Source organism: Neptuniibacter pectenicola (assembly GCF_001597735.1).
Taxonomy (GTDB): Bacteria; Pseudomonadota; Gammaproteobacteria; order Pseudomonadales; family Balneatricaceae; genus Neptuniibacter; species Neptuniibacter pectenicola.
In genome coordinates this window covers 500562-523487 of sequence record NZ_LUTS01000001.1, presented here as the reverse complement: position 1 = coordinate 523487, position 22926 = coordinate 500562, and the positions used below count along the sequence as shown (strand labels likewise).

Below are 22926 nucleotides of genomic sequence, written 5' to 3'. Positions count from 1 at the left end.
AGTTTATGGGGTGAGCGTTATTCGTCCTCGTCAAAACGATTGTTAATAAGCTCTTCAATGGCGAACATAGCACTTTCTTCGTCACTACCTGTGATCTTAACAGTTAATGTTGTGCCTTTGCTAGCCGCGAGCATCATGACGGACATGATGCTTTTTCCGTCAACCGCGCGACCGTCTTTCTCAAGGGAGATGTCAGACGAAAAACGTGCCGTAACGTTAATAAGTTTTGCCGCTGCTCTAGCATGCAAGCCCAGCTTGTTGATGATCAGTAGTTCTTTCTCTTGCATGATAATTAGCTCAATTCTCGGTGACGAACATGGACATTATCCATATGTTGAGAGAAATGAGAAGCAAGACGTTCACTAATATAGACCGATCGGTGTTGGCCGCCCGTGCAGCCGATGCCGATTGTAATATAACTGCGGTTGTTTTCTGAGAATCGGGGCAACCATCGCTCAAGGAAATTTTTGATATCGTCTATCATTTCGCACACTTCCGGTGAGCTGCTTAAAAACGCTTGTACTGGTTTTTCTTGACCTGTGTATTTACGTAGATCAGGAACCCAGTGGGGGTTCGGGAGTGCGCGTACATCGTAGACGAAGTCTACATCCAGAGGGACGCCGTGTTTAAAACCAAAAGACTCAAATTGAACCGATAAGGTTTGTGCTTTACGGTTAGCAACCCTGAGCTTAACGGTATCTCTAAGTTCGTAAAGGGATAGGCGAGTGGTATCTATCCTGATATCGGCCAAGCTTGCGATAGGCTCAAGGAGTGTTAATTCTGACTCAATCGATTGCTGCAAGTTTTTGTGGGTGTCGGAAAGTGGGTGCTTACGTCGCGTTGAGCTGTAACGCTTGAGTAAGGTCGCCTCGGATGAGTCTAAGAAAATCACCTCATATTCGGCCCAATGGTCTTGGCGGAGCTGATTGAGAATATCAGGAAATTTGGACAAATTGCTGAGTAGGTTGCGTGCGTCAATACTGACGGCAATCTGATCAGGGTGGCTAGCATCGCTACTCATCTGCTGCACTAGGTCAGGCAGCAGGAGGGCAGGCAGGTTGTCTATACAGTAGAACCCTATATCTTCTAAAGCTTGTAGTGCTGTACTCTTCCCTGAACCTGAACGGCCGCTAATCACAACAAGCTTCATATTCTCTCCTAGGCAGCACTCAACTTACATAAGGTTTCGTATAATGATTGGCTGTCTTGGTTTGCCCTGAGTGCGTTCCTAGCCTCTTCTTGGCTGAAAAGCTCTGCAATAGCAGCCAGTGTCGCCAAATGCTCAGAGGTGGAGTCTTCTGGAACAATCAAGATAAACAGTAGGTCAACGGGTTTGCCGTCGATCGCATCAAAATCTATAGGTTCATCCAGTTTTACGAGATAGCCTTTAGCTTCTGTGCACTCTGCAAGCCGACAGTGGGGAATGGCGATACCATCGCCAATCCCTGTACTGCCAAGCTTTTCACGCGAATGAAGTCCATTAAATACCGATGATACGCTCATATCGGGATGTTGCTCCGATATTATTTCAGCAGCATTTTCTAGAATCCGCTTTTTACTTCCGCCCTCAAGGCCGTAAAGGGCGCTTGAGGGGGTTAATAGTTCATGAAGCAACATAATTTTATTGGATATAAACCGGTTATTTGTGAGTTTTAATTTTTTCTTTATGCTTAATGACCTGTCGATCTAGCTTGTCGGTAAGGCCATCAATTGCAGCATACATATCTTCGTGTTCATGTGTAGCAAAGAGCTGGGCACCCGCTAAGTGCATCTCTGCTTCCGCTTTTTGGCGTTGTTTGTCTACGCTGAGCGTCACTTGTACGTTGGTGATGTTGTCAAAATGACGCTCAATTTTCTGCATCTTCGAGAGCACGTAATCATTCATTGATTCAGTCAGTTCTACATGGTGTCCAGTAATGTTGATCTGCATAGGTCTCTCCTACTTTATTGCAGTGACATTCGCTTGCCACTCTTTTTTAAACTAGACGCTTTCTTTCATTCGATGGAGGAATGCCCATCGCTTCGCGATATTTTGCAATGGTACGTCTAGCCACTTTGAAGCCTTGTTCGTCTAAAAATTGTGCAATTTTGTTGTCACTCAATGGTTTCGCGCTGTTTTCAGCGGCAACCATCTTTTTAATCAGTGCTCTAATCGCCGTTGAGGACGCTGCGCCCCCCGTGGCTGTACTTACATGACTCGAGAAGAAGTATTTTAGTTCAAATATTCCACGGTGTGTGTGCATAAATTTTTGTGTTGTTACACGTGAAATTGTAGATTCATGCATTTCGACCGCTTCAGCAATGTCGTGAAGCACCATTGGCTTCATCCCTTCTTCACCATGTTCAAGAAAGCCGACCTGCCGTTTTACTATCTCATTCGACACTTTTAATAAGGTTTCGTTTCGACTTTGTAAACTTTTAATAAACCACCGAGCTTCTTGAAGGTGATTTTTTAGGTAGGTGTTATCAGAGCTGTTATCGGCTCGTTTCACTAAACCGGCGTAACCTGAGTTGATACGTAGTTTAGGGGACACTTCTGGATTAAGGTGAACGCGCCACTCGCCTTGTTGTTTAGTGACCAACACATCAGGAATGACATATTCAGCGGTACTGCTGCTGATGGAGGCGCCCGGTTTAGGGTTTAGGCCTTGAATGAGTTGGATTACCTGTTGCAGTTGGGGTTCTTTTAAGCGGGTTTTTCGCATCAACTGACGATAATCGTGCGCGCCGAGCAGCTTGATATATTGCTGTGCGACTTTAATGGCTTCGTTTTTCCAGAGTGTTTCGGGCGGCAGTTGCTGTAATTGTATGCTTAAACACTCGCTCAAATCACGACAGGCAACGCCTGCGGGATCGAATTGCTGTATGCGATGTAATACGGCTTCAATTTCGTCCAGCTCCACCTCTTCAAACTGTTCACCCGTTTGCGCGTGGAAGTGGTCAAGAATCTCTTCTAAGTTGATGGTTAGGTAGCCATCGGGATTAATGCCATCAATAATATTCGTGGCAATTAGGCGATCAATGTCGCTCATTGGGGTGAGATTTAATTGCCAATGAAGGTGGTCTTGTAGTGTTTCTTCTGCTGTATCGTTCGATTCAAACGAATCAAAGTCTTCTTTGCTTTGGCTTAAATTTGGGCCTGATGATTGGAAGGTGTCTTCCCAGTTACTATCTGTTGATAGCTCTTCTGGAATTTTCTCATTCCAGTTGTCTTCAGGCGTGATTGTATCGTCAAGCTCGGCTTCAGCAGCCGCGCTAGCGGTCGTTTCAGGCTGAGTCTCAGGCGCTTGTGAGTTGCTTTCTTGTGCCTCGGAAGCAGACGGGGAGTCGTCTTCAGAGACATCCAGCATCGGATTGCTCTCTAATGCTTCTTGAATCTCTTGTTGAAGATCAAGTGTAGACAGCTGTAGTAAGCGAATCGCTTGCTGCAGTTGCGGTGTCATTGTGAGCTGTTGCCCAATTTTTAAATGAAGCGCTTGTTTCATAATACTAAGGGACAAACTCCTGAAACTACATTATTCATTTATAGCTAAGTATATGCTTAAAGTTTGAACTGGTCGCCCAGATAAGCATTTCTTACTGCTTCGTTTGCCATAATATCGGCTGGTGTGCCATTAGCAAGTATGATGCCCTCGCTAACAATATAAGCTTTTTCGCAGATATCTAAGGTTTCTCTCACATTATGATCAGTTATTAATATACCAATGCCTCTCGATTGGAGGTGGCGAATGGTTTGTTTTATATCATTGACTGAGATGGGGTCGACACCGGCAAAGGGCTCATCCAATAAAATAAACTCGGGTTCTGTCGCTAATGCGCGTGCAATCTCTACACGTCTACGCTCACCACCGGATAAGCTCATACCCATACTGTCTTTTATGTGGGTGATGTGGAACTCTTTAAGCAGTTCTTCCATCTTAAGCTGAGCTGCCTGTTTGTCTAGGTCTTTTCTGGTTTCAAGTATCGCAAGCAAATTATCTTTAACGGAGAGCTTACGAAATATGGATGCTTCTTGGGGTAGGTAACCAATCCCTTGTCGTGCGCGACCATGCATAGGTAAGGCGCTAATATCTTGGCCTTTGATTTTTACCGCACCATTGTCGGCTTGAACAAGTCCAACAATCATATAAAAACAGGTGGTTTTACCTGCACCATTAGGACCGAGAAGGCCGACTATTTCACCGCTACGTATCTGAAGTGAAACATCTTTAACGACTTCTCTACCTTTGTAGCGCTTGGCAAGGTTTTGGGCCTCTAATAAGCTCATCGGTTTAGTTGGCCTTATCTTTCTTTTTAGGTTGGATAACCATGTTTACACGTCCAGGCGTACCGCTTGCGTCGGTATTTGTGCCGCCAAAGGCATTAACGATTGATTTATCAAGATCGTAGACAATTTTGTTACCTGTAAAGGTGTCTTGCGCTTGAATGACCTTGGCCTTATCGGTAATGGTTAGCTTCTGGTTATCAACATGGTAGAGCAGGTGTTTCCCCCACGCATCGCTGTAAGGGTCGCCTATATTGGGTTGTTGTCTAAAGTGGGCAAGGGAGCCTTTCGCAATCAGCTTTTCTACGCCATCGTCATTGCGATACATGTCGACATGTGCCGCTTCAATTAGCAAGGAACCCTGTTTGATTATCACATTGCCTTTGTAGGTTGTGATGCCGGTTGTGTCGTCGATCTTAGCGGTGTCAGCCGTAATATAGATCGGCTGATTTTGATCGTCAGGAAGGGCGTGAGCATTAGAAACTGCAAAAGCCAGTATAACTATAGCGAGACTATAAAGCTTATTTTGCATTGTCATGGGACCCTTCTACCCGAGAGTGTAAATTAAGAATACGTGTGTTGAAATCAATATCCATACCTACACCTTTAAGTATGCTTTGCGATGATACGATGTTAACGGGATCATCGGTTTCTGCATAATCTCTATTCGGATAAATAGTAAGTTGCTCAGTGCTCAGTATGGTTGCTGAAGTCGAATCAGGATTATCATTAACTATGACATTTCCTGCAAGGTTTGTTTGATTATTATCATCTAAAACCGTGCCAGTGTCTGATGTGATTTTGACTTTAGAGTAATCTTTTCTGATGCTGATGCTTTCCGGTTTGTCCAGCGTGCTTAATTTTAAATTGGGATAATGCTCGAGTTGATCGGTGTGCAGTGTCCGTAATAATTTGCCTTCGGCATCCCATTCTTGGATGACGGCGGTTTCAACAAAATAATCCATGCCGTGCAGTAAAGAAACGTTCTCTCTTTCGGTTTCATTGGGTGATGAGGCAAACCCCCAATAGAGCAGTACGGGTATTAAAATAACGGCTGCAAGGCCAACTCTTATTTTGTTGCTGAGATCTAGCATCTATAAATACATCTGTTTGAGTTGATCTAATTTTCCTTGCGCTTCAAGGATGTACTCGCAAAATTCACGCCCTGCACCTTCGCCGCCCTGGCGGGATGTGCACCAGTCTGCATGTTTTTTAACAAAAGGGTGGCCATTAGGTACCGTCGCACCAAACGCACATTGGATAATGGCTGAAAGGTCGGGGAAGTCATCGCCTATATAGGCGGTGGTGGATGCGTTGTGGGCTGTTTTATCCCAGATCTCGTTGAGAGCGACCAGTTTGTCTTCGCGGCCTTGTTTAAGGTAAGTGATCCCTAAGGCCTGGCTGCGTAATTCAACTTGGGGTGAACGCCGACCGGTAATGATGGCGGTCTCGATACCTGCTTGCATTAATAGCTTAATACCCAGCCCGTCTAGGGTGTTGAATTGTTTAACTTCTTGGCCGTCAGCTAAAAATAGCAGCTGACCGCTAGTGAGTATTCCATCGACATCAAATACCGCAAGGGTGATCTGTTTTAGTTGCTGCAATGAAGGCTCTGACACTAAATAACTCCCGCTTTTAATAGATCGTGCATATTAAGAGCGCCTATAGGCTGATTCGTTTCATTGGTAACAATGAGTGCGTTAATTTTTTTTGTTTCCATAATTTGCAAACATTCGGCAGCCAGCATATCGGCTGTCACGGTGGTGCCGTTGGGGGTCATGACATCATCAATGAGTGTGCTATGCAGATTGACATTGTTATCCAGTGAACGCCGTAAGTCGCCATCGGTGAATATACCAATCAGCTGACTCTGGCTGTTTACGACGGCAGTCATGCCTAGACGTTTATGGGTCACTTCTAGCAGTGCTTCTTTTAACAGGGTGCCGCTGGTGACGCAGGGTGTTGCATCGCCGGTATGCATAATATCACTGACTTTAAGTAGCAAGCGTCGGCCTAAAGTGCCACCTGGGTGAGAAAAGGCGAAATCTTCCGCACTAAAACCTTTGGCTTCCAGCAGCGCAATAGCGAGGGCGTCGCCTAAGACTAACTGAGCGGTTGTGCTTGATGTGGGTGCGAGCCCCAGCGGGCAAGCTTCCTCCTCAACGCCAATATGCAAATTTGCGGCGGAGGTTTTAGATAATGTGGACGTTTTATTCGCGGTAATACTGATAAAAGGCGCGTTCATTCGCTTTAATAAAGGAATGATGGTAACAACTTCGGCCGTTTCGCCAGAATTTGATAGGGCGATGACCACATCCTCGGGGGTGATCATGCCTAAGTCGCCATGACTTGCTTCCCCAGGGTGTACAAAAAATGCAGGCGTGCCTGTACTGGCTAAGGTCGCAGCAATTTTTTTACCAATATGCCCTGACTTTCCCATACCCGTTACGATGACTCGGCCACGACAGTTCAACATCAGTTGGCAGGCATCTATAAAATTTTGATCGAGATGGTTGAGTAAGTTGGTAACAGCGCTCGCTTCCAATGTGATGGTGCGTTTAGCTGAAGTTAGAAAATCCGGTGTGCTCATCTTGGTGGTCAACTTTATGTTAAGAAACAGTCATAGTGTATAGCAGTACAAGATAGCCTGCATAGGCTGAGGCAAGAATCCCGCCCTCAAAACGACTGATTGATGGTGGTTTCTGCCATAGGGCAAATGCGAGTAGCAAGAAGGTTAAGCCAAGCATGACCACGTAATCACGTTGGAAAACGATCTCGTCCATACCGATCGGTGCGATGAGTCCAGGGATTGCCATGACTGCGACTAAGTTAAATATGTTAGAGCCAACCACGTTGCCTATTGCGATGTCATGATGGTTTTTTAATGCACTGGCTACGGACGCCGCGAGTTCTGGCAGGCTGGTGCCTATTGCGACAATCGTTAAGCCGACGACCAGTTTGCTTACGCCGAGGGAGTAGGCAATTTCACTTGCGCCCCAAACGAGAAGTTTAGAGCTGCATGCGAGAATGACTAAGCCGATTATGAGCCAGAAAATGGCTTTTCGGTTTTCGAGTGAAGGTAGTTCCTCTTCATCATCGGCCAGTGCGTCTTGGGGCGCGTTTTTCTGGAAACGGCTAAAAAGATAGAGGCATACCCCTAAGGTAATTAATAGGATAATGCCATCGAGCTGGCCTAAATGAAGGTCGAAGATTAATACGCCCGCTAAAATGGTGACCCCTAGCAGTAAAGGGAGTTCTTTTTTTAGTACGCCGGATTTTACGGGGAGTGGGGCGATAAGCGCGGTGATACCGAGGACCAGTGCGATGTTTGCAATATTGGAACCAAGAGCATTACCGATAGCCAAGTCACCTGCGCCAGAGGTTGATGCCATAAAAGAGACTAAGATTTCGGGCGCGGATGTGCCAAAAGATACAATGGTTAAACCAATCAGCATGGGCGACATACCGAAATTTTTTGCGGTAGCGGCGGCGCCTAAAACGAACTTATCTGCACTCCACACTAATAGAATAAGCCCAGAGATTAGCGCCAAAATTGGATATAACATAGATAGAGTCTGTTCCAGTAAAATTGAAGAGGGGGTATTAAAACAGAATGCTATCTTTGTTTAAATCAATACGGTGTGTCATGTTTGAAAATATTCCTGTTTTTGGAACGAAATGGTATAGTTGCCGGCCCTTTATAGTGAGTACTACAGAAAGGGGCGTTAACAAAGACTGAATAGGGCTTAATAATTGTTCTGTTTCAAGGTTATAACGGAAGCTTATGAACGAGTTTGATGATGTCGTCATTGATATCCAAAAGTTGAGTTTTTCTCGTGGTGAACGATCCATTTATAATGAGGTCGATATTAAAATTCCACGAGGAAAGATCACAGGCATAATGGGACCATCTGGTACAGGTAAAACGACGCTGCTTAGATTGATAGGCGGTCAGTTGAAACCTGATAGAGGGGCTATTTTAGTTGATGGTGAAAATATTCCAGAGCTAGGTCGTAGTGATCTTTTCTCTGTACGTGAGCGTATGGGCATGCTTTTTCAAAGCGGCGCATTGTTTACGGATATCAGCGTGTTTGAAAATGTTGCATTCCCTATTCGAGTACACACCGATTTAGCTGATGATATGATCCGCGACGTTGTGTTGATGAAGCTGCAGGCAGTTGGCTTGCGGGGCGCGCATAACTTAATGCCGAGTGAATTGTCTGGGGGCATGGCACGTCGTGTAGCATTGGCGAGGGCGATTGCACTTGACCCTGATATCGTGATGTATGATGAGCCGTTTACTGGTCAGGACCCTATTGCAATGGGGGTGTTAGTTAACCTTATTCGCCGGTTAAATAATTCATTAGGGCACACGAGTATCATTGTTTCCCATGATATTCAGGAAACCTTAGGTATTGCTGATTATATTCATATTATTGCCGACTCTAAGGTTATTGCCTCAGGTACACCGGAAGAGCTGCGTCAAGTGGACTCACCGCAGGTTAAACAGTTTATGCATGGGCTGCCCGATGGGCCTGTTCCATTCCATTATCCTGCCGGTGATTATGAAACCGATCTGTTAAGAGGTCAGGGATAATGAATCAATTAGCGCTATTAGGTCATGTTGCCTTGAGTAAGCTAGCCGCCTTTGGGCGAGCGGGAATGATTCTTTTTCAGTCATTGGTTGCTAAGCCTCAGCCACTGATTATGTTCCCTTTGTTTATAAAGCAGGTCTATTTTGTTGGCGTATTGTCGCTGATTATTATTGTTGTTTCAGGGTTGTTTATCGGCATGGTGCTTGGCCTTCAGGGTTACACTATTTTGGTGGATTATGGCTCTGAGCAAGCGGTTGGACAGATGGTGGCGCTCAGTTTGGTACGAGAGCTAGCACCGGTTGTGACTGCGTTGCTGTTCGCTGGACGGGCGGGCTCTGCACTGACGGCAGAGATTGGTCTAATGAAGGCCACTGAACAGTTGTCGAGTTTAGAAATGATCGGTGTCGATCCGCTAAGAAGGATCGTTGCGCCGCGCTTTTGGGCAGGCTTTGTCTGCTTGCCGATTCTCTCTGCTATATTCGCTCTAGTGGGTGTTTATGGTGGCGCGATCGTCGGCGTTGAATGGCTGGGTATATATGATGGCTCATTTTGGGCTAACATGCAGAACTCAGTAGATTTTTATGACGATGTCTTAAACGGTCTGATTAAGGCGGTTGTGTTTGGCTTCGTTGTGACTTGGATTGCTGTATTCCAAGGCTATGATTGTATGCCGACGTCGGAAGGGATTAGTCAGGCAACAACAAAAACTGTGGTCTACGCATCGTTAGCGGTGTTAGGGCTGGATTTTATTCTTACTGCTGTAATGTTTGGAGAGCTTTAATATGCGTATGCGGATCTTGGAGATCAGCGTAGGTGCCTTTATTTTGGCCGGTGTCGTTGCTTTGGTTGGGCTTGCATTGAACGTAAGTGGTTTAAACCTGTCTAACTCAGACAGCACTTATACTGTCTATGCCCGTTTTGAAAATATTGGTGGTTTAACGCCGCGAGCAAAAGTCACTATGTCCGGTGTGGCCATAGGTGAAGTGGCAGATATTACATTAGACCGTGATCTGTTGATGGCGCGTGTTGCCATGAATATCCACGGCGATGTTGATTTTCTTTCTGTTGATAGTTCTGCTTCAATTCTGACTGCAGGCCTATTAGGTGAGCAATATATAGGTATCTCGGTGGGCGCTGAAGACGAGAACCTTAAAGAGGGTGCGTATATTGAGGATACTCAATCAGCACTCGTACTTGAGGATCTTATAGGTAAGTTCCTGTTTAATGAGGTGAGTGAGTAAGGCTATGTTTTATAAATGCGTGAGCCAAGTGAAAACTTGTTTAACTGTTGCCTTTGTTGTGTTGTTGAGTATGTCCGTTCAGGCGGAAAATGATACTTATACTGAGGCAGGTGGGGTTATTCAAACCGCGACTCATAGTATTCTTAAGTTGCTAGAGCGTGAAGAGCTTGTTCAAGAAGGGCAAGAAGACCAATTGGTTGCTGAGATCGACACGGTGCTATCACCGGTAGTTGATTTTGATTATATTTCCAAACAGGTGATGGGGAAATACTATCGCCGAGCGTCGAAAGAGCAACGTGCGGAGTTCTCCGGTATTTTTAAAACGACACTGTTAAAAACTTACGCTAAAGCGTTGGTGGGTTTTAAAATCGACAAGTATGAGATGGTACCGCCACGAAAAGATAGCCCAGATGACAGTAAACAGATTGTTACGGTTGACGTGTTTTCTGCTGACGGGACTAAATACACGCTGGTTTACTACATGAAGAAAGAAGCGGGTGAGTGGAAGCTGGTGAATGCGATTCTTGATGGATCGATTAACATTCGTTTGAGTTTCAAAAACCAATTTGCTGACTTGATGGAGCGAAATAAAGGCGATGTAGGGCTGGTTATCTCTACGTGGAAAGATAAAGTCGATCCGGGAAAGGATAGCGCGTAATGGCAGACGTTAGACAGGTCAATGAACAATTGATTAGTCTGGAAGGGGAGTTTAAGTTTCCAGTCATTATGCAGGCCCGTAAGCAGGCCGAAAGTATTTTAAGTAGTTGCAAAGGCGTTGTTGAAATCGACTTCGCTGGCGTTACTGCTGTTGATAGTTCAGCGCTCTCTTTTTGGTTTTGCTGTTTACGCTGCGTGCAAGACCGAGGGGTTCAATTAAAAGCGATTAATCTTCCTGTGGAAATGAAGGGAATTGCTGAGCTTGTTGGGTTAGAAAAGCAGTTTATATAATTCTGCTTACAGGTATTGGATTAAGGCGATGCTTGGCATCGCCTTTTTTGTCATGATCCGGTATCATTTCCGCCTTATTTTTTCTATCTGTAGCATTCGATCAGGAGCTTTTAATGCAGGCTGAACAGGTTAAGCAGATTCTTGAATCTCAACTTGAAAATTGTGTTGTAACAACGGCCGGTGAAGGTTGTGATTTTCAGGTGATAGTTGTGGGTGAACTCTTTGAAGGTTTACGCCCTGTGAAGTGTCAGCAGTTAGTCTATGCTTGCCTGAATGAATATATAGCGAATGGAACAATTCACGCTCTGACGATCAAAACTTACACCCCTGAGCAGTGGAAAGCGACACAGAATTAAATCCTCGATTGGACATACACTATGGATAAATTAATGATCACAGGTGGCGAGCCGCTCAGAGGTGAAGTAAAAATCTCTGGTGCAAAAAACTCGGCACTGCCTATATTGGCTGCAACACTACTGGCGTCTGAGCCCGTAACAGTCTGCAACCTGCCACACCTGCATGATATTACGACCATGCTTGAGTTATTGCGTCGTATGGGTGTTGAACTCATCGTCGATGAAAAACTCAATGTTGAAATTGATGCGAATACCATTACGCAACTGGTTGCACCTTATGAGCTGGTAAAAACAATGAGGGCCTCTATTTTAGTATTAGGCCCAATGCTTGCTCACTTTGGTGAGGCTGAAGTGTCTTTGCCCGGTGGTTGTGCAATCGGTTCTCGTCCAGTTGATCTGCATATTCAAGGTTTGCGCGCGATGGGTGCGGACGTTGTTGTTGAGGCGGGTTATATTCGCGCTAAAAGTAATGGTCGTTTAAAAGGTGCCCGCATCTTTTTTGATACGGTGACGGTGACCGGCACAGAAAATATTTTGATGGCTGCAACATTAGCAGAAGGTCAAAGTATCATTGAAAACGCGGCGCGCGAACCTGAAGTGGTTGATCTAGCCGAGTGCTTAATCGCTATGGGCGCTGATATTAGTGGTTATGGTACCGATACAATTATTGTTAATGGGGTTGAAAAACTGCATGGATGTAAATTCCCTGTAGTTGCTGATCGCATTGAAACAGGCACTTATTTAACCGCTGTTGCGGCAACCCGCGGCAAAGTTAAAGTTAAAAATACAAATCCTCGAATCCTCGATGCGGTGTTGCAGAAGCTTGAAGAAGCCGGTGCACATATTACAACGGGTGAAGATTGGATTGAGCTCGATATGAAAGGCCAGCGGCCTAAGGCAATTAATATCACAACAGCGCCTTACCCCGCGTTTCCTACCGATATGCAGGCACAGTTTTCTGCCATGAATTCGGTATCTGAAGGCGTCAGTATTTTAAAAGAAACCATCTTTGAAAACCGCTTCATGCATATGCAAGAGATGATCCGTATGGGCGCTAAAATCAATATTGATGGTAATACGGCGATTGTTGAAGGTGTCGAGCGATTACAGGCTGCGCCCGTGATGGCAACCGACCTTAGGGCTTCGGCAAGTCTAGTGATTGCTGCACTGGTTGCAGATGGCGATACGATTATTGATCGTATCTACCATATTGATCGCGGCTATGAGTGCATAGAAGAGAAATTACAGTTATTAGGTGCACGTATTAAACGTGTACCAGGTTAAATACAGGTATAAATAAAGCGATGAAGCAGCAACTTACGATTGCCCTATCCAAAGGACGTATCCTTAAAGAAACTCTGCCGTTGTTAGCGGAAGCGGATATAGTGCCAGCAGAGGATATTCATAGCAGCCGTAAACTCATTTTTGACACGAACCATGACAACATAAAGCTGGTGGTTATCCGTGCTACGGATGTGCCTACGTATGTTGAATATGGTGGTGCGGATATGGGAATTGCTGGTAAGGACGTGCTGCTTGAACATGGTGCTGCGGGTCTTTATGAGCCTTTGGATCTTAAAATATCGAAATGCAAATTGATGGTTGCTGGCCCCAAAGATGCGAAGCCAGTTGAAGGTCGAATGAAAGTGGCAAGTAAGTTTGTCAATGTGACCCGTGACTACTTTGCGAAGCAGGGTACACAAGTTGATATTATTAAGCTTTACGGTGCCATGGAGCTTGCCCCGTTAATGGGTTTGGCTGATCGTATCGTTGATATTGTTGATACCGGTAATACCTTGCGTGCGAATGGCTTAGAACCGATGGAAGAGATCGCTGATATTAGTTCGCGTCTTGTGGTTGGTCAGCCCTCCATGAAAATGAAGTATCGCCAGATTCAGCCTATCTTAGATAAATTAGCTGATGCTATTAACCGTCGTGATGCGGAGGTGACTCAATGAGTGAGTTAGTTATTAAACGATTTGATTCCACACAGGCTGACTTTAGCGAGCAGATGGATCAACTGTTGGCGTGGGAAGCGGTATCGGATGATAAAGTTAATCAGATCGTTAATGAGATATTAAAACGCGTACGCGCCGAAGGCGATAGTGCTGTCGTTGAATATACCAATCGTTTTGATGGCACCTCTGTTGATCATCTTGCCGAGCTTGAGATGAGTGCTGAGCGCTTGCAGGCGGCGCTGGATGGGCTACCTGCTGATCAACGTAAAGCACTAGAGATTGCTGCGCAGAGAGTCCAAGCCTACCACGAACGTCAAAAGGGTGAGTCTTGGCAATACACTGAAGCCGACGGAACCATGCTGGGTCAGAAAGTGACACCGGTGGACCGTGTCGGCCTTTATGTGCCTGGTGGTAAAGCGGCATATCCCTCTTCCGTATTAATGAATGCGATGCCAGCAAAAGTTGCCGGTGTAAAAGAGATTATTATGGTTGTGCCGACGCCTGGCGGTGTCGTTAATGAGCTTGTATTAGCGGCGGCATGTTTAGCGGGTGTTGACCGTGTGTTTTGTGTGGGCGGCGCTCAAGCCGTTGCTGCATTGGCCTATGGGACTGAAACCATCCCGCAGGTAGATAAGATTGTCGGCCCGGGGAATATCTTTGTTGCGACCGCCAAACGTGCCGTTTTTGGCGCTGTTGGTATCGACATGATAGCCGGACCTTCAGAGATTCTTGTTGTCTGTGATGGCAAAACCAATCCTGATTGGGTTGCGATGGATCTCTTTTCACAAGCTGAGCATGATGAAGATGCACAGCCGATTCTTGTGACCCCAGATGCTGATTTTATTGATGCGGTTGAGCAAAGTATTCATAAACTGTTGCCGACAATGGAACGTAAAGAGATTATTGAAATATCGCTACGTTTGCGTGCTGCGCTGATCAAGGTTAAAGATCTTGATGAAGCGATGGAGGTGGCTAATCGTATAGCTCCAGAGCATTTGGAGTTGTCGGTTGAGGACCCTGAAAGCTTATTGCCGAAAGTACGTCATGCGGGTGCCATCTTTATGGGTCGTTATACGGCTGAGGCGCTAGGTGATTACTGTGCAGGACCTAACCATGTGCTACCTACATCCGGTACTGCACGCTTCTCCTCGCCTTTAGGCGTTTATGATTTCCAGAAACGTTCATCTCTGATTATGTTTTCAGAGGAGGGTGCTTCGGAAATGGGTAAAGTGGCTTCGGTATTGGCACGTGGTGAGAGCTTAACGGCTCATGCGCGTTCTGCTGAGTATCGTATTAAAGAGTAAATCTACTTGTCAGACATAAAAAAACAGGCGTAATGCCTGTTTTTTATGTCTAATGCTTGGCTGTTTTATTGATCTTGAGTGCGTGGTCTTTCGCCAATTACCGCGGTAAATAGATGTTTTTTGCCCTCTCTCAGCACCTCAACCTCAATGTTTTCATTGGGCTTGAAGCGCGCAATCGCTGTCATCGACTTTTGACCATCCATAATGGGTTGGCCATTAATTGACAGCATGACGTCCCCTGGTTGAAGCCCCGCTAAATGGGCCGGTCCGTTTCTAAATACCCCGGCAACAATAAGGCCTTGCATGTTGTCTAGGCCAAATGATTCCGCTAGCTTAGGTGTTAACTCCTGAATCTCAATACCTAACCAGCCACGGACGACCCGTCCATGCTTAATTAAATCGAGCATCACCTGCTTTGTTAGGTTGGAAGGGATTGCAAAGCCAATGCCTTGGGAGCCGCCTGATTTTGAGAATATCGCTGTATTAATACCGATAAGGTTGCCATAAGCATCGATCAATGCCCCGCCTGAGTTACCCGGGTTGATCGCCGCATCGGTTTGAATGAAATCTTCATAGGTATTAATGCCGAGACTGTGACGCCCTGTGGCGCTGATGATCCCCATGGTTACCGTTTGCCCCACGCCAAAAGGGTTGCCTATTGCTAAAACCACATCGCCGACTCGGCTATTATCGGATTGTGTCAGTGCGATAGTTGGCAAGTCTGTCAGCTCTACTTTTAAAACAGCTAAATCAGTTTCAGGGTCGGTGCCAATGACTTCTGCGACGGCCTCACGTCCATCTTTGAGTGCTACGACAATGCTGTCGGCACCGGTGATAACATGGTTATTGGTAACAATATAGCCTTGGGGGTTAAGAATAACGCCTGAGCCAAGGCTTGACTGGATCCTTTCCTGTTGCGGTATGCTATCGGCATCAAAGAAGTTGCGAAAGAAAGGGTCATTAAAAAGGGGATGTACTTTCTGTTGTACGACAGTGCGTGTATAAATATTGACGACGGCGGGTGCCGCAATCTCCACCGCGTCGGCATAAGATACTGGTCCACTCCCTCTAGTAGAGATCGGGGCGGCTTCCTTAAACTCTATCGCCTGCGACGTTGGGGACAATAGGTCGGGAAATAATTGTAGTAATAATATGGCGACAACTATTCCCGAGAGAACCGGCCAAATAAGAAAATTTAATTTACGCATGTTGTATGTAATCGATTACCCGAGATAAGTATAGAATTATACGGTGTATTAGCGCTTTGTGAATGGATAAGATGACAATGTCAGTAAAACGTGAAGATTTAGTTAATTATATTGATGGTCTTTTAACACCATCGTTGTTCAAAGACTACTGTCCTAACGGTCTTCAGGTCGAAGGGAAAGGTGAGATAACTCAACTGGTTTCAGGCGTAACGGCATCTCAAGCGTTAATTGAGGCGGCGATAGAGCTGCAAGCGGATGCGCTGCTGGTTCACCATGGTTTTTTTTGGAAAGGTGAAAATAGCTGTATTACTAAAATTAAAAAGAAAAGGATTAAGGCGCTGCTGGATCATGATATTAATCTCATTGCTTATCACCTCCCGTTAGATGCCCACCCAGTACTCGGTAATAATGCACAGTTAGCTCAGCGGTTAGGGATTGAGGTGCTGGGAGGACTGGAGCTTGATAATCCACGAAGTATTGGGAATATTGGCCAGTTTAAACGGAGCTACACCCCTGAAGAGTTGGCGGAGCATATTGGTGCAGTGTTGGGGCGTGTACCTTTGGTTATTTCAGGCGGTGAGCATCAGATTAAAACGGTTGGGTTGTGTACTGGGGGAGCGCAAGGTTATATCGATAAAGCGGTCGAGCTCGGTGTTGATGCCTATATCTCAGGCGAGATATCAGAACCGACAGTCCATAGTGCTAGAGAACAGGGTATTCATTACTTTTCCGCAGGGCATCATGCGACCGAACGGTATGGTGTGCAGGCATTAGGCGATGCATTGGCGCTGCATTTTGATGTGCAGCACCATCATATTGATATTCCTAACCCCGTGTAGTGTTACTTTGTTTCGTCTACTAAAGGCGCTTTCTTGGTGGTATCAGCGTTGCTGTTCTCATCGCTATCGGCGTCTTCGTTAAGGGGCTCTTCCTTTAAACCGAAGGTTTCGGAAAGGGTGCCTTCCTCTTCTGGGCTTTTGGGGGCGTAGTCACGAGGGATATCTACTTTTGTGTCATCGACGGCAGCGGGCACCTCTTCGGTATCGACCTCTTTGTTTTCGAGCTTTTCATGGACCACTGGCTCAAGTGCTAAATCAAGGGTTCCGGCTTTACATAAGTCTACCGCGCCAGTGGCTAAATGCTCGTGAACATCTTTGTAGCTATTGGTTAGGTTGTTAACGAGTGAGGCTGTTTTCTCAAAATGCTGGCTGACTTCTTCTTTGTAGCTTTCGAGCTCTTTGTTTGCGTTCTCTAACTGCTCAGCAAGTTCAGCCTGGCGGTTAGACGTATTACCCGAGCGGCCCATTAAAAAGCCGATCACAGCACCTATAAGTAAAGAAACAATGCTGATTAACCACATATCTTCCACGGAAACTCCTTAATTACTTTTAATGTTAACCCATGCGATGGAACGCTGGTTTTATACACTGTAGGCTTTTTTGCTTAAAAAATGGATACAGTTTAGATAAATACTACGTCAAACCTAACTCAACAACATGTTGCAAGTGGCTAGCATAAAACAAATATTCTTTGCTGCCTATGGTTTGATGATTGTGCCTTAAATGTATTACCTATTGGGCTGGGCGTACAGCGATTCATCCCTGTTTATGTCAATAAATTGCCTTATATTCTATGCTTGATGACTTGCTCTTGCGTCTTCGTGAAGCTGTTGTAGGTAATCAATTTGTTCCGCTAAGATTGCACAAGCTAAATTAGCATCTTGATCATGGATCGCATTAAAGATTCTTTCATGCTGGCTGGTGATTATATCGCGCTCTCTAAATCGATAGGCGATCATATTTGATACCGGTTGCAGGGCTTCAATGAGGGTGTACATAATAAAGCTAAGCATCTTGTTGTGGCTGGCGTCGGCTATCGCACGATGGAACCTGACATCCGCAGCGCAGAACTCTTCTGGGCTAATGTTTCTGTTTTTCTGATGTGTCAGGTGTTGTTTTAGCAGTTCAACGTCTTCATCTGTACGGTGTTGGCTCGCAAGGCGAAAGCAGTAGCTTTCCATCTCAAGACGGGTCGCGCTGATTTCATCGAGCGAGACTTGGTTCATGCTGACAAACAGCGTTGACGCGGTGGTTAGGTGCTCACTCAGCTCGTTCTTGCCTAAATGGTTAACAAAAGACCCACCGGTAGGGCCGCGTCGAGAGCGAATCAAGTTTTTTGCGGCTAAGCGTTTTAGGGCTTCACGTATAGTTGGGCGAGAGACTTGAAAGCGTTGTGCGAGCTCATCTTCTGTTGGCAGACGGTCATCAGCTTTTAGCGTGCCTTCTAGAATCGCTTCCTGTAGCTGGTCCGCGACTTGTTTGGATAAGCTCGACTTGTTGATTGGCCCGATCTCTAAATTCACACATAGCTCCCGCTTTTTGAAAAGCTTTACTAATCTAAGGTAGTAAATAAATTTAATTATATATTATTGATTCATTAATTATAGTATTTTATATTTGTATTACAAATTAACGTATAAGTAATTCAACGGAGAGAGATATGTTCAAAGCACTGGTTTTAAATCAAAACGAGGGTAAAACCACGGCCGCTGTTGAGCAGTTGGCGATCAGTGACCTACCTGAAGAGGATGTTCTTATTAAGGTGGATTACTCTTCGTTGAACTATAAAGACGGTTTAGCCGTAACCGGTAAAGGAAAAATCATTCGTAACTTCCCTATGGTACCGGGCATCGATCTTGTCGGTACGGTTGAAGAAAGTGCCGATGCTCGGTATACCAAAGGGGATAAGGTGGTTTTAACCGGTTGGGGTGTTGGTGAAAACTATTGGGGCGGCTATTCGCAGTATGCGCGCTTAAAAGCGGATTGGCTTGTACCCCTGCCTAAAGGTATGGACCCTATACGTACCATGCAGATTGGTACGGCAGGCCTAACGGCAATGTTATGTGTTATGGCGTTGGAAGAAGGGGGCGTTACGCCTGAGCGAGGCCCTGTTGTGGTCAGTGGTGCTGCGGGTGGTGTTGGTAGTGTTGCGGTTGCGATTTTATCGGGCCTTGGTTACACAGTCGCCGCTATAACCGGACGAGCAGAAACTGAAGGCTATCTGCGTGCCTTAGGTGCGAGTGAAATTCTTAGTCGTGATGAGATGGCGCAACCGCCGCGTCCTTTGGAGAAGCAGAAGTGGGCAGGGGCTATTGATACGGTTGGTGACACAATTCTAGCGCGTATGATTGCCGAAACAGATTATAGCGGTGTGGTTGCCGCATGCGGTTTGGCGGCGAGTTTTAAACTGCCTTCTACGGTTATGCCTTTCATCTTACGGAATGTGCGTTTGCAGGGGGTTGATTCGGTTAGCTGCCCTTATGAGCGTCGCAATACTGCTTGGCAGCGATTACTAACCCAGCTGCCAGAAAACGCGCTAGGTGAAATTGCACAGATCATCGCTTTAGATGAGGTGCCCGATTATGCAGAGAAAATCACTAACGGCCAAATACAAGGCCGTGTAGTGATCGATTTAAATGCATAACCGCTTTCTGCAAGATATAGAGGCCTCATAAGAGGCCTTTTTTAGCCATACAAACCATCGACTCTTGGCTTGATCAGAATCGATGTATATTTAATTAAGAACAGAAGCCACGCAATAATCCATAAGCTGCCAGATAGATGCAATGTGCCTGTATAGGATAGAGGCATGATATCAATGCTGATGCGTAGTAGGGCAGACAGCATTAATAGGACAAACGCAGTAATCATCATCGGTCCAGCGGCTAACGGTCTGCCAGTGTGACCCAGTGATACTCTAGACATCATCCCTAGCGTAAGTCCGCCAATGCCCCCTACCGCAAATGCATGATAAGCAATGGATGGGTTCAGGAGATCGAGCAGGCTTAATGGGTAAAACAGGTAGCCGATAATGACAAACAGATAGCTCAGTTGCAGAATCCAAACGAGAGGCACGGCAAAAATCTTGCGGCTAAACCAGCCCCACAGCCTAATTAAGTTCATCATACCGAGTGCTGCGCTAAGCACTGCAATGACGATGGTGTAATGGGTCAGTGTAGAGATGACCCAGAGCGCGGTGAGAGGAATAATCGTGCGCTCGATAAAGGCGTACTTTGTGCTCTGCGTTCCCGCGACCCCTTTCTCTGTAAAAAATGGGATGACGCGTCCACCAATGATGCTGATGACCATAATAATTAAAAACAGGCCTAAATGAATACCTTTGGCGAGGGTGCCCTCGGTTAACCCCATAAGTTCAAGGTGTACCAGTAAATTAGCAATAAAAAAGCTTAAAAGTATGGGGACAAATAACAGGTTTTTATAGTTCTGTGACTTAATAATGGGCCAAGCAATACTGACCGCAACCAAAGGGATAAACGCTAAATCTGTGAGTGCGATAAGCATGTGTGGCACCGACTCAAAGGCCGGAAGTAGTCGTGCAAGCAGCCATAAAGCAAACAGTGCAGCTAACGGCCAGCCGTAGAGGGTTTGTACGTTGGTCCATGTACGCACCGCTGTAAGCAGAAAACCGGCAATAATGGCGATGCTGAAGCCAAAAAGCATCTCATGAGCGTGCCAATGGATACCTAGACCGTAATAGTTAGGTTGATAACCTCGGCTATATATTACCAGCCAAAGTGTGATTAAAATGACAGCACTTAGGGCTCCAGCTAAGAAAAAAGGCCTGAAACCTAGATTGAAAAGAGAGAAAGAAGAAGGCTCTCTGCGTTCCTGTAGTTGAATCATCGGGATCTCCGCTGAATCGCTCTAGTGTTATACTAAGGGAGCTAATTTTATATTATGTATTATTTATACATGTTAATAAATATTTTTATCCTTGATAGGTTTAGTCGTTAATCAATCCTTAGGGTAGTCTTTTTGGAGTTTAGTGTGCGGCAATTGATTTTGGGAGGGGCGCGTTCGGGTAAAAGTCGGTTAGCGCAGGAACGGGCTACAGCGATGAATAAGCCCGTCGTATATATTGCTACGGCAGATGCTGGCGATACTGAGATGGTGCAACGTATTGCCCTACATAAACGCAATCGACCTGCCGAATGGGAGGTGCGAGAAGTCCCTTTTCAATTGCCTGCGACACTGGCGGACTTAAGTGGATCAGATAAAACCGTGCTGGTGGATTGTTTAACCCTTTGGCTGACTAACCTGTTAATGAAGGATGTAGCTGTGATGCAGCAGGGTATGTCCGATTTAGTGGCGGCGGTTACTGCTTTTAAGGGTGATTTGATTTTAGTGTCCAATGAGGTGGGCTGGGGGATTGTGCCAATGGGGGAGCTGAGCCGTCAGTTCCAGGATAATACCGGGCGCCTACACCAAGACCTTGCCCAGATTGTTGAGCGCGTCACGTTAAGTGTGGCTGGCATTCCTCTCGATGTTAAAACTGATGAAGTAGGTTAATTTGTGAAAGTAAATGATTGGTTAGATCTCAGTGTTCAACCCATTAATCTTCATTATAAGGAGCGTGCGCTTAAACGTCAGGCTCAACTAACGAAGCCCGCTGGCTCGTTAGGGCGCCTCGAGGTTATGGCGGTTCGCCTAGCCGGATTACAAGCGGTCGAATGCCCCTCGTGTGAGCGTGTTGGTATTACTATTTTTGCTGCCGACCATGGTGTGGCAAAGCAGAAAGTCTCTGCATATCCACAGGAAGTGACGACCCAAATGATCCTCAATTTTGCATCCGGTGGCGCTGCAATATCGGTGTTGGCAACGCAGTTAGGGGCCGATTTTGAGGTGATTAACTTGGGCACGGTGACGCCGGTTGATCACCCTGATGTTGTGTGTAATGTGATTGCGAGTAGTTCAGCTGATTTTACGGAAACGGCAGCAATGACGGTGTCCCAGTTGGAGTCTGCGCTGGGTATAGGTGCGGATGCGGTTATTAGGGCGCAAAACAACGGGGTCGAACTGTTTATTGCCGGTGAGATGGGAATTGCAAATACAACCGCCGCGTCGGCACTGATGGCTGCGTTCCTTAATTTAAAAGGGGCGGATGTAGCGGGAGCAGGCACAGGCGTCAGTGATCAAGGGATTCAGCATAAAGCGGAGGTGATCGACCGTGCGTTGATCTTGCATGACCCGCATTTGACGACCCCACTTGAGGTCCTTCGGCGTCTAGGAGGGTTTGAAATTGCCGCGATGGTAGGGGCTTACCTCATGGCGGCTAATCGAGGTATTGCGATTGTTGTGGATGGTTTTATTAGCACGGTTGCGGCCTATATAGCGATCCAGATTAACCATCAATGTAAAGAGTGGATGATCTTTGGGCACTGCTCACCGGAAGCTTTCCATCAATACATTTTAGACCAGTTAGAGGTTGAGCCATTACTCAATTTAGGTATGCGCTTAGGTGAAGGAAGTGGTGCAGCTGTTGCTGTTAACCTGTTGAGAACCGCCTGTGAATTACATCGAAATATGGCAACCTTTGCCGATGCAGGTGTAAGCCAATAAGTTATGTGCGGAGTGCCTAAACGTGTTTAAATCGACCCAATTTGACCTGTTGCGTCATGGCACGCCAGCGCTAAAAGGGGTGTATTTAGGGCGGACCGATTCAGTCTTATCTGCACAGGGAGCACGTGAGGTTTTAGCGGCGGTAGCCGATAATCCCGGGTGGGACTTAGTGGTGAGTTCTCCTCTCTTACGCTGCCTTGATTCTGCGCAGAGCATATCTGAGCAATGGGGTATTCCCCTGTTAGTGTTAGATCAACTACAAGAGTACGATTTTGGTGACTGGGATGGCCAGGCATTCGAAGCCGTTTATGCACAGCATGCCCATCTAGCGGATAGATTTTGGCAAGACCCTGAAGCGAACCCGCCACCTAATGGTGAGACGGTCGCCCAGTTTATGGCGCGGGTTCAGGTCGCTAAATCGTTGCTGTTAAACCGAGAGGAAACGCGCATCCTTGTGATCACCCATGGAGGGGTGATTCGGGCGATGATTGCGGACCTTCTGGGGGTGCAACCTCTGCAGTGGAGCCGAATAAAAGTAGACTATGCATGTTTTACTCAGTTAAAGTTTGATGTGGATTCACGCCACTGTTGGCCGCAATTAGTGAGTAGTAATACGCGCTCGCCTTTTTAGTG

The 22926-nt window shown here is 46.1% G+C and carries 29 protein-coding genes; 14 read left to right on the top strand and 15 right to left on the bottom strand.

Annotated elements, in window-relative coordinates; all coding sequences use genetic code 11:
• Window positions 1–17: 17 nt before the first annotated feature.
• The 11 genes from A3773_RS02385 to A3773_RS02335 are packed head-to-tail and all read right to left on the bottom strand — an operon-like array spanning window position 18 to window position 7830.
• On the bottom strand, window positions 18–287 hold the full coding sequence (locus A3773_RS02385; protein WP_067982540.1) for an HPr family phosphocarrier protein: 270 nt from the start codon (window positions 285–287) through the stop codon (window positions 18–20).
• Between the two features lie 5 nt (window positions 288–292).
• The gene (rapZ, locus tag A3773_RS02380; protein ID WP_067982537.1) at window positions 293–1150 is read right to left on the bottom strand and encodes an RNase adapter RapZ; all 858 of its coding nucleotides are present in this window, start codon (window positions 1148–1150) and stop codon (window positions 293–295) included.
• A gap of 8 nt (window positions 1151–1158) precedes the next feature.
• Window positions 1159–1617: a PTS IIA-like nitrogen regulatory protein PtsN gene (gene ptsN, locus A3773_RS02375; RefSeq protein WP_067982534.1), complete on the bottom strand. Its 459-nt coding sequence runs from the start codon at window positions 1615–1617 to the stop codon at window positions 1159–1161.
• A 22-nt stretch (window positions 1618–1639) separates the two neighbouring features.
• A complete protein-coding gene (gene hpf / locus A3773_RS02370; RefSeq protein WP_067982531.1) occupies window positions 1640–1930 on the bottom strand; it encodes a ribosome hibernation-promoting factor, HPF/YfiA family in 291 nt (96 codons plus the stop codon).
• A gap of 46 nt (window positions 1931–1976) precedes the next feature.
• Entirely contained in the window at window positions 1977–3485 is a 1509-nt protein-coding gene (locus tag A3773_RS02365) for an RNA polymerase factor sigma-54 (protein WP_067982528.1), read from the bottom strand.
• A 56-nt stretch (window positions 3486–3541) separates the two neighbouring features.
• The gene (gene lptB, locus A3773_RS02360) at window positions 3542–4267 is read right to left on the bottom strand and encodes an LPS export ABC transporter ATP-binding protein (protein ID WP_067982525.1); all 726 of its coding nucleotides are present in this window, start codon (window positions 4265–4267) and stop codon (window positions 3542–3544) included.
• Window positions 4268–4271: 4 nt separating this feature from the next.
• Entirely contained in the window at window positions 4272–4796 is a 525-nt protein-coding gene (gene lptA / locus A3773_RS02355) for a lipopolysaccharide transport periplasmic protein LptA (protein WP_231902114.1), read from the bottom strand.
• Window positions 4786–5358, bottom strand: coding sequence for an LPS export ABC transporter periplasmic protein LptC (gene lptC / locus A3773_RS02350; protein WP_067982519.1), 573 nt, complete (start codon window positions 5356–5358; stop codon window positions 4786–4788). The genes lptA and lptC overlap by 11 nt, the downstream gene beginning before the upstream one ends.
• Window positions 5359–5883: a KdsC family phosphatase gene (locus A3773_RS02345; RefSeq protein WP_067982516.1), complete on the bottom strand. Its 525-nt coding sequence runs from the start codon at window positions 5881–5883 to the stop codon at window positions 5359–5361. It abuts the gene before it with no gap.
• The gene (locus A3773_RS02340; RefSeq protein ID WP_067982513.1) at window positions 5883–6854 is read right to left on the bottom strand and encodes a KpsF/GutQ family sugar-phosphate isomerase; all 972 of its coding nucleotides are present in this window, start codon (window positions 6852–6854) and stop codon (window positions 5883–5885) included. The genes A3773_RS02345 and A3773_RS02340 overlap by 1 nt, the downstream gene beginning before the upstream one ends.
• Window positions 6855–6873: 19 nt before the next feature.
• On the bottom strand, window positions 6874–7830 hold the full coding sequence (locus A3773_RS02335) for a calcium/sodium antiporter (protein ID WP_067982510.1): 957 nt from the start codon (window positions 7828–7830) through the stop codon (window positions 6874–6876).
• 218 nt (window positions 7831–8048) lie between these two features.
• On the opposite strand from A3773_RS02335, the gene A3773_RS02330 reads away from it, so the two are divergent.
• The 9 genes from A3773_RS02330 (at window position 8049) to hisD (ending at window position 14666) form a co-directional block, all read left to right on the top strand.
• A complete protein-coding gene (locus A3773_RS02330) occupies window positions 8049–8861 on the top strand; it encodes an ATP-binding cassette domain-containing protein (protein WP_067982507.1) in 813 nt (270 codons plus the stop codon).
• Window positions 8861–9640: a lipid asymmetry maintenance ABC transporter permease subunit MlaE gene (gene mlaE, locus A3773_RS02325; RefSeq protein WP_197462705.1), complete on the top strand. Its 780-nt coding sequence runs from the start codon at window positions 8861–8863 to the stop codon at window positions 9638–9640. The genes A3773_RS02330 and mlaE overlap by 1 nt, the downstream gene beginning before the upstream one ends.
• A 1-nt stretch (window position 9641) precedes the next feature.
• On the top strand, window positions 9642–10100 hold the full coding sequence (mlaD, locus tag A3773_RS02320; protein WP_067982502.1) for an outer membrane lipid asymmetry maintenance protein MlaD: 459 nt from the start codon (window positions 9642–9644) through the stop codon (window positions 10098–10100).
• Window positions 10101–10104: 4 nt separating this feature from the next.
• Window positions 10105–10758, top strand: coding sequence for an MlaC/ttg2D family ABC transporter substrate-binding protein (locus A3773_RS02315; RefSeq protein WP_067982499.1), 654 nt, complete (start codon window positions 10105–10107; stop codon window positions 10756–10758).
• Entirely contained in the window at window positions 10758–11048 is a 291-nt protein-coding gene (locus A3773_RS02310; protein WP_067982496.1) for an STAS domain-containing protein, read from the top strand. The genes A3773_RS02315 and A3773_RS02310 overlap by 1 nt, the downstream gene beginning before the upstream one ends.
• Before the next feature lie 113 nt (window positions 11049–11161).
• On the top strand, window positions 11162–11404 hold the full coding sequence (locus A3773_RS02305) for a BolA family protein (protein ID WP_067982492.1): 243 nt from the start codon (window positions 11162–11164) through the stop codon (window positions 11402–11404).
• 21 nt (window positions 11405–11425) lie between these two features.
• Window positions 11426–12688, top strand: coding sequence for a UDP-N-acetylglucosamine 1-carboxyvinyltransferase (murA, locus tag A3773_RS02300; RefSeq protein WP_067982489.1), 1263 nt, complete (start codon window positions 11426–11428; stop codon window positions 12686–12688).
• Between the two features lie 20 nt (window positions 12689–12708).
• Complete coding sequence (hisG, locus tag A3773_RS02295; RefSeq protein ID WP_067982486.1) at window positions 12709–13362, top strand: ATP phosphoribosyltransferase; 654 nt, start codon at window positions 12709–12711, stop codon at window positions 13360–13362.
• Window positions 13359–14666 carry a histidinol dehydrogenase gene (gene hisD, locus A3773_RS02290; protein ID WP_067982483.1) on the top strand — a complete coding sequence of 436 codons (1308 nt, stop codon included), beginning with the start codon at window positions 13359–13361 and terminating at the stop codon, window positions 14664–14666. The genes hisG and hisD overlap by 4 nt, the downstream gene beginning before the upstream one ends.
• Before the next feature lie 65 nt (window positions 14667–14731).
• Here the strand turns inward: hisD and A3773_RS02285 are convergent, their stop codons facing one another.
• Window positions 14732–15874, bottom strand: a complete 1143-nt coding sequence (locus tag A3773_RS02285) for a Do family serine endopeptidase (RefSeq protein ID WP_067982481.1) — start codon at window positions 15872–15874, stop codon at window positions 14732–14734.
• 77 nt (window positions 15875–15951) lie between these two features.
• Here A3773_RS02285 and A3773_RS02280 point away from each other — a divergent pair, with 77 nt between their 5' ends.
• Window positions 15952–16713, top strand: a complete 762-nt coding sequence (locus tag A3773_RS02280) for a Nif3-like dinuclear metal center hexameric protein (protein ID WP_067982734.1) — start codon at window positions 15952–15954, stop codon at window positions 16711–16713.
• A gap of 2 nt (window positions 16714–16715) precedes the next feature.
• On the opposite strand, the gene A3773_RS02275 is transcribed toward A3773_RS02280, so the two are convergent.
• Complete coding sequence (locus A3773_RS02275; protein ID WP_231902125.1) at window positions 16716–17234, bottom strand: Z-ring associated ZapG family protein; 519 nt, start codon at window positions 17232–17234, stop codon at window positions 16716–16718.
• Between the two features lie 270 nt (window positions 17235–17504).
• A complete protein-coding gene (locus tag A3773_RS02270; protein WP_067982476.1) occupies window positions 17505–18236 on the bottom strand; it encodes a FadR/GntR family transcriptional regulator in 732 nt (243 codons plus the stop codon).
• Between the two features lie 137 nt (window positions 18237–18373).
• Here A3773_RS02270 and acuI point away from each other — a divergent pair, with 137 nt between their 5' ends.
• Entirely contained in the window at window positions 18374–19357 is a 984-nt protein-coding gene (gene acuI / locus A3773_RS02265) for an acrylyl-CoA reductase (NADPH) (protein ID WP_067982473.1), read from the top strand.
• A 41-nt stretch (window positions 19358–19398) separates the two neighbouring features.
• Here acuI and A3773_RS02260 read toward each other — a convergent pair whose 3' ends face one another.
• Window positions 19399–20577, bottom strand: coding sequence for an NnrS family protein (locus A3773_RS02260; RefSeq protein ID WP_067982471.1), 1179 nt, complete (start codon window positions 20575–20577; stop codon window positions 19399–19401).
• 144 nt (window positions 20578–20721) lie between these two features.
• On the opposite strand from A3773_RS02260, the gene cobU reads away from it, so the two are divergent.
• From cobU to A3773_RS02245, 3 genes are read left to right on the top strand one after another with little or no spacing between them, the layout of a single operon-like run.
• Window positions 20722–21243, top strand: a complete 522-nt coding sequence (cobU, locus tag A3773_RS02255; protein ID WP_067982731.1) for a bifunctional adenosylcobinamide kinase/adenosylcobinamide-phosphate guanylyltransferase — start codon at window positions 20722–20724, stop codon at window positions 21241–21243.
• A 3-nt stretch (window positions 21244–21246) separates the two neighbouring features.
• Window positions 21247–22293, top strand: coding sequence for a nicotinate-nucleotide--dimethylbenzimidazole phosphoribosyltransferase (cobT, locus tag A3773_RS02250; protein WP_067982468.1), 1047 nt, complete (start codon window positions 21247–21249; stop codon window positions 22291–22293).
• A 22-nt stretch (window positions 22294–22315) separates the two neighbouring features.
• Window positions 22316–22924, top strand: a complete 609-nt coding sequence (locus A3773_RS02245) for a histidine phosphatase family protein (protein WP_067982464.1) — start codon at window positions 22316–22318, stop codon at window positions 22922–22924.
• Window positions 22925–22926 lie beyond the last annotated feature (2 nt).

Coding starts and splice junctions, on each gene's coding strand:
- A3773_RS02385 (WP_067982540.1), bottom strand. CDS start 287: ATGCAAGAGAAAGAACTACTGATCATCAACAAGCTGGGCTTGCATGCT.
- rapZ (WP_067982537.1), bottom strand. CDS start 1,150: ATGAAGCTTGTTGTGATTAGCGGCCGTTCAGGTTCAGGGAAGAGTACA.
- ptsN (WP_067982534.1), bottom strand. CDS start 1,617: ATGTTGCTTCATGAACTATTAACCCCCTCAAGCGCCCTTTACGGCCTT.
- hpf (WP_067982531.1), bottom strand. CDS start 1,930: ATGCAGATCAACATTACTGGACACCATGTAGAACTGACTGAATCAATG.
- A3773_RS02365 (WP_067982528.1), bottom strand. CDS start 3,485: ATGAAACAAGCGCTTCATTTAAAAATTGGGCAACAGCTCACAATGACA.
- lptB (WP_067982525.1), bottom strand. CDS start 4,267: ATGAGCTTATTAGAGGCCCAAAACCTTGCCAAGCGCTACAAAGGTAGA.
- lptA (WP_231902114.1), bottom strand. CDS start 4,796: ATGCAAAATAAGCTTTATAGTCTCGCTATAGTTATACTGGCTTTTGCA.
- lptC (WP_067982519.1), bottom strand. CDS start 5,358: ATGCTAGATCTCAGCAACAAAATAAGAGTTGGCCTTGCAGCCGTTATT.
- A3773_RS02340 (WP_067982513.1), bottom strand. CDS start 6,854: ATGAGCACACCGGATTTTCTAACTTCAGCTAAACGCACCATCACATTG.
- A3773_RS02335 (WP_067982510.1), bottom strand. CDS start 7,830: ATGTTATATCCAATTTTGGCGCTAATCTCTGGGCTTATTCTATTAGTG.
- A3773_RS02330 (WP_067982507.1), top strand. CDS start 8,049: ATGAACGAGTTTGATGATGTCGTCATTGATATCCAAAAGTTGAGTTTT.
- mlaE (WP_197462705.1), top strand. CDS start 8,861: ATGAATCAATTAGCGCTATTAGGTCATGTTGCCTTGAGTAAGCTAGCC.
- mlaD (WP_067982502.1), top strand. CDS start 9,642: ATGCGTATGCGGATCTTGGAGATCAGCGTAGGTGCCTTTATTTTGGCC.
- A3773_RS02315 (WP_067982499.1), top strand. CDS start 10,105: ATGTTTTATAAATGCGTGAGCCAAGTGAAAACTTGTTTAACTGTTGCC.
- A3773_RS02310 (WP_067982496.1), top strand. CDS start 10,758: ATGGCAGACGTTAGACAGGTCAATGAACAATTGATTAGTCTGGAAGGG.
- A3773_RS02305 (WP_067982492.1), top strand. CDS start 11,162: ATGCAGGCTGAACAGGTTAAGCAGATTCTTGAATCTCAACTTGAAAAT.
- murA (WP_067982489.1), top strand. CDS start 11,426: ATGGATAAATTAATGATCACAGGTGGCGAGCCGCTCAGAGGTGAAGTA.
- hisG (WP_067982486.1), top strand. CDS start 12,709: ATGAAGCAGCAACTTACGATTGCCCTATCCAAAGGACGTATCCTTAAA.
- hisD (WP_067982483.1), top strand. CDS start 13,359: ATGAGTGAGTTAGTTATTAAACGATTTGATTCCACACAGGCTGACTTT.
- A3773_RS02285 (WP_067982481.1), bottom strand. CDS start 15,874: ATGCGTAAATTAAATTTTCTTATTTGGCCGGTTCTCTCGGGAATAGTT.
- A3773_RS02280 (WP_067982734.1), top strand. CDS start 15,952: ATGTCAGTAAAACGTGAAGATTTAGTTAATTATATTGATGGTCTTTTA.
- A3773_RS02275 (WP_231902125.1), bottom strand. CDS start 17,234: ATGTGGTTAATCAGCATTGTTTCTTTACTTATAGGTGCTGTGATCGGC.
- acuI (WP_067982473.1), top strand. CDS start 18,374: ATGTTCAAAGCACTGGTTTTAAATCAAAACGAGGGTAAAACCACGGCC.
- A3773_RS02260 (WP_067982471.1), bottom strand. CDS start 20,577: ATGATTCAACTACAGGAACGCAGAGAGCCTTCTTCTTTCTCTCTTTTC.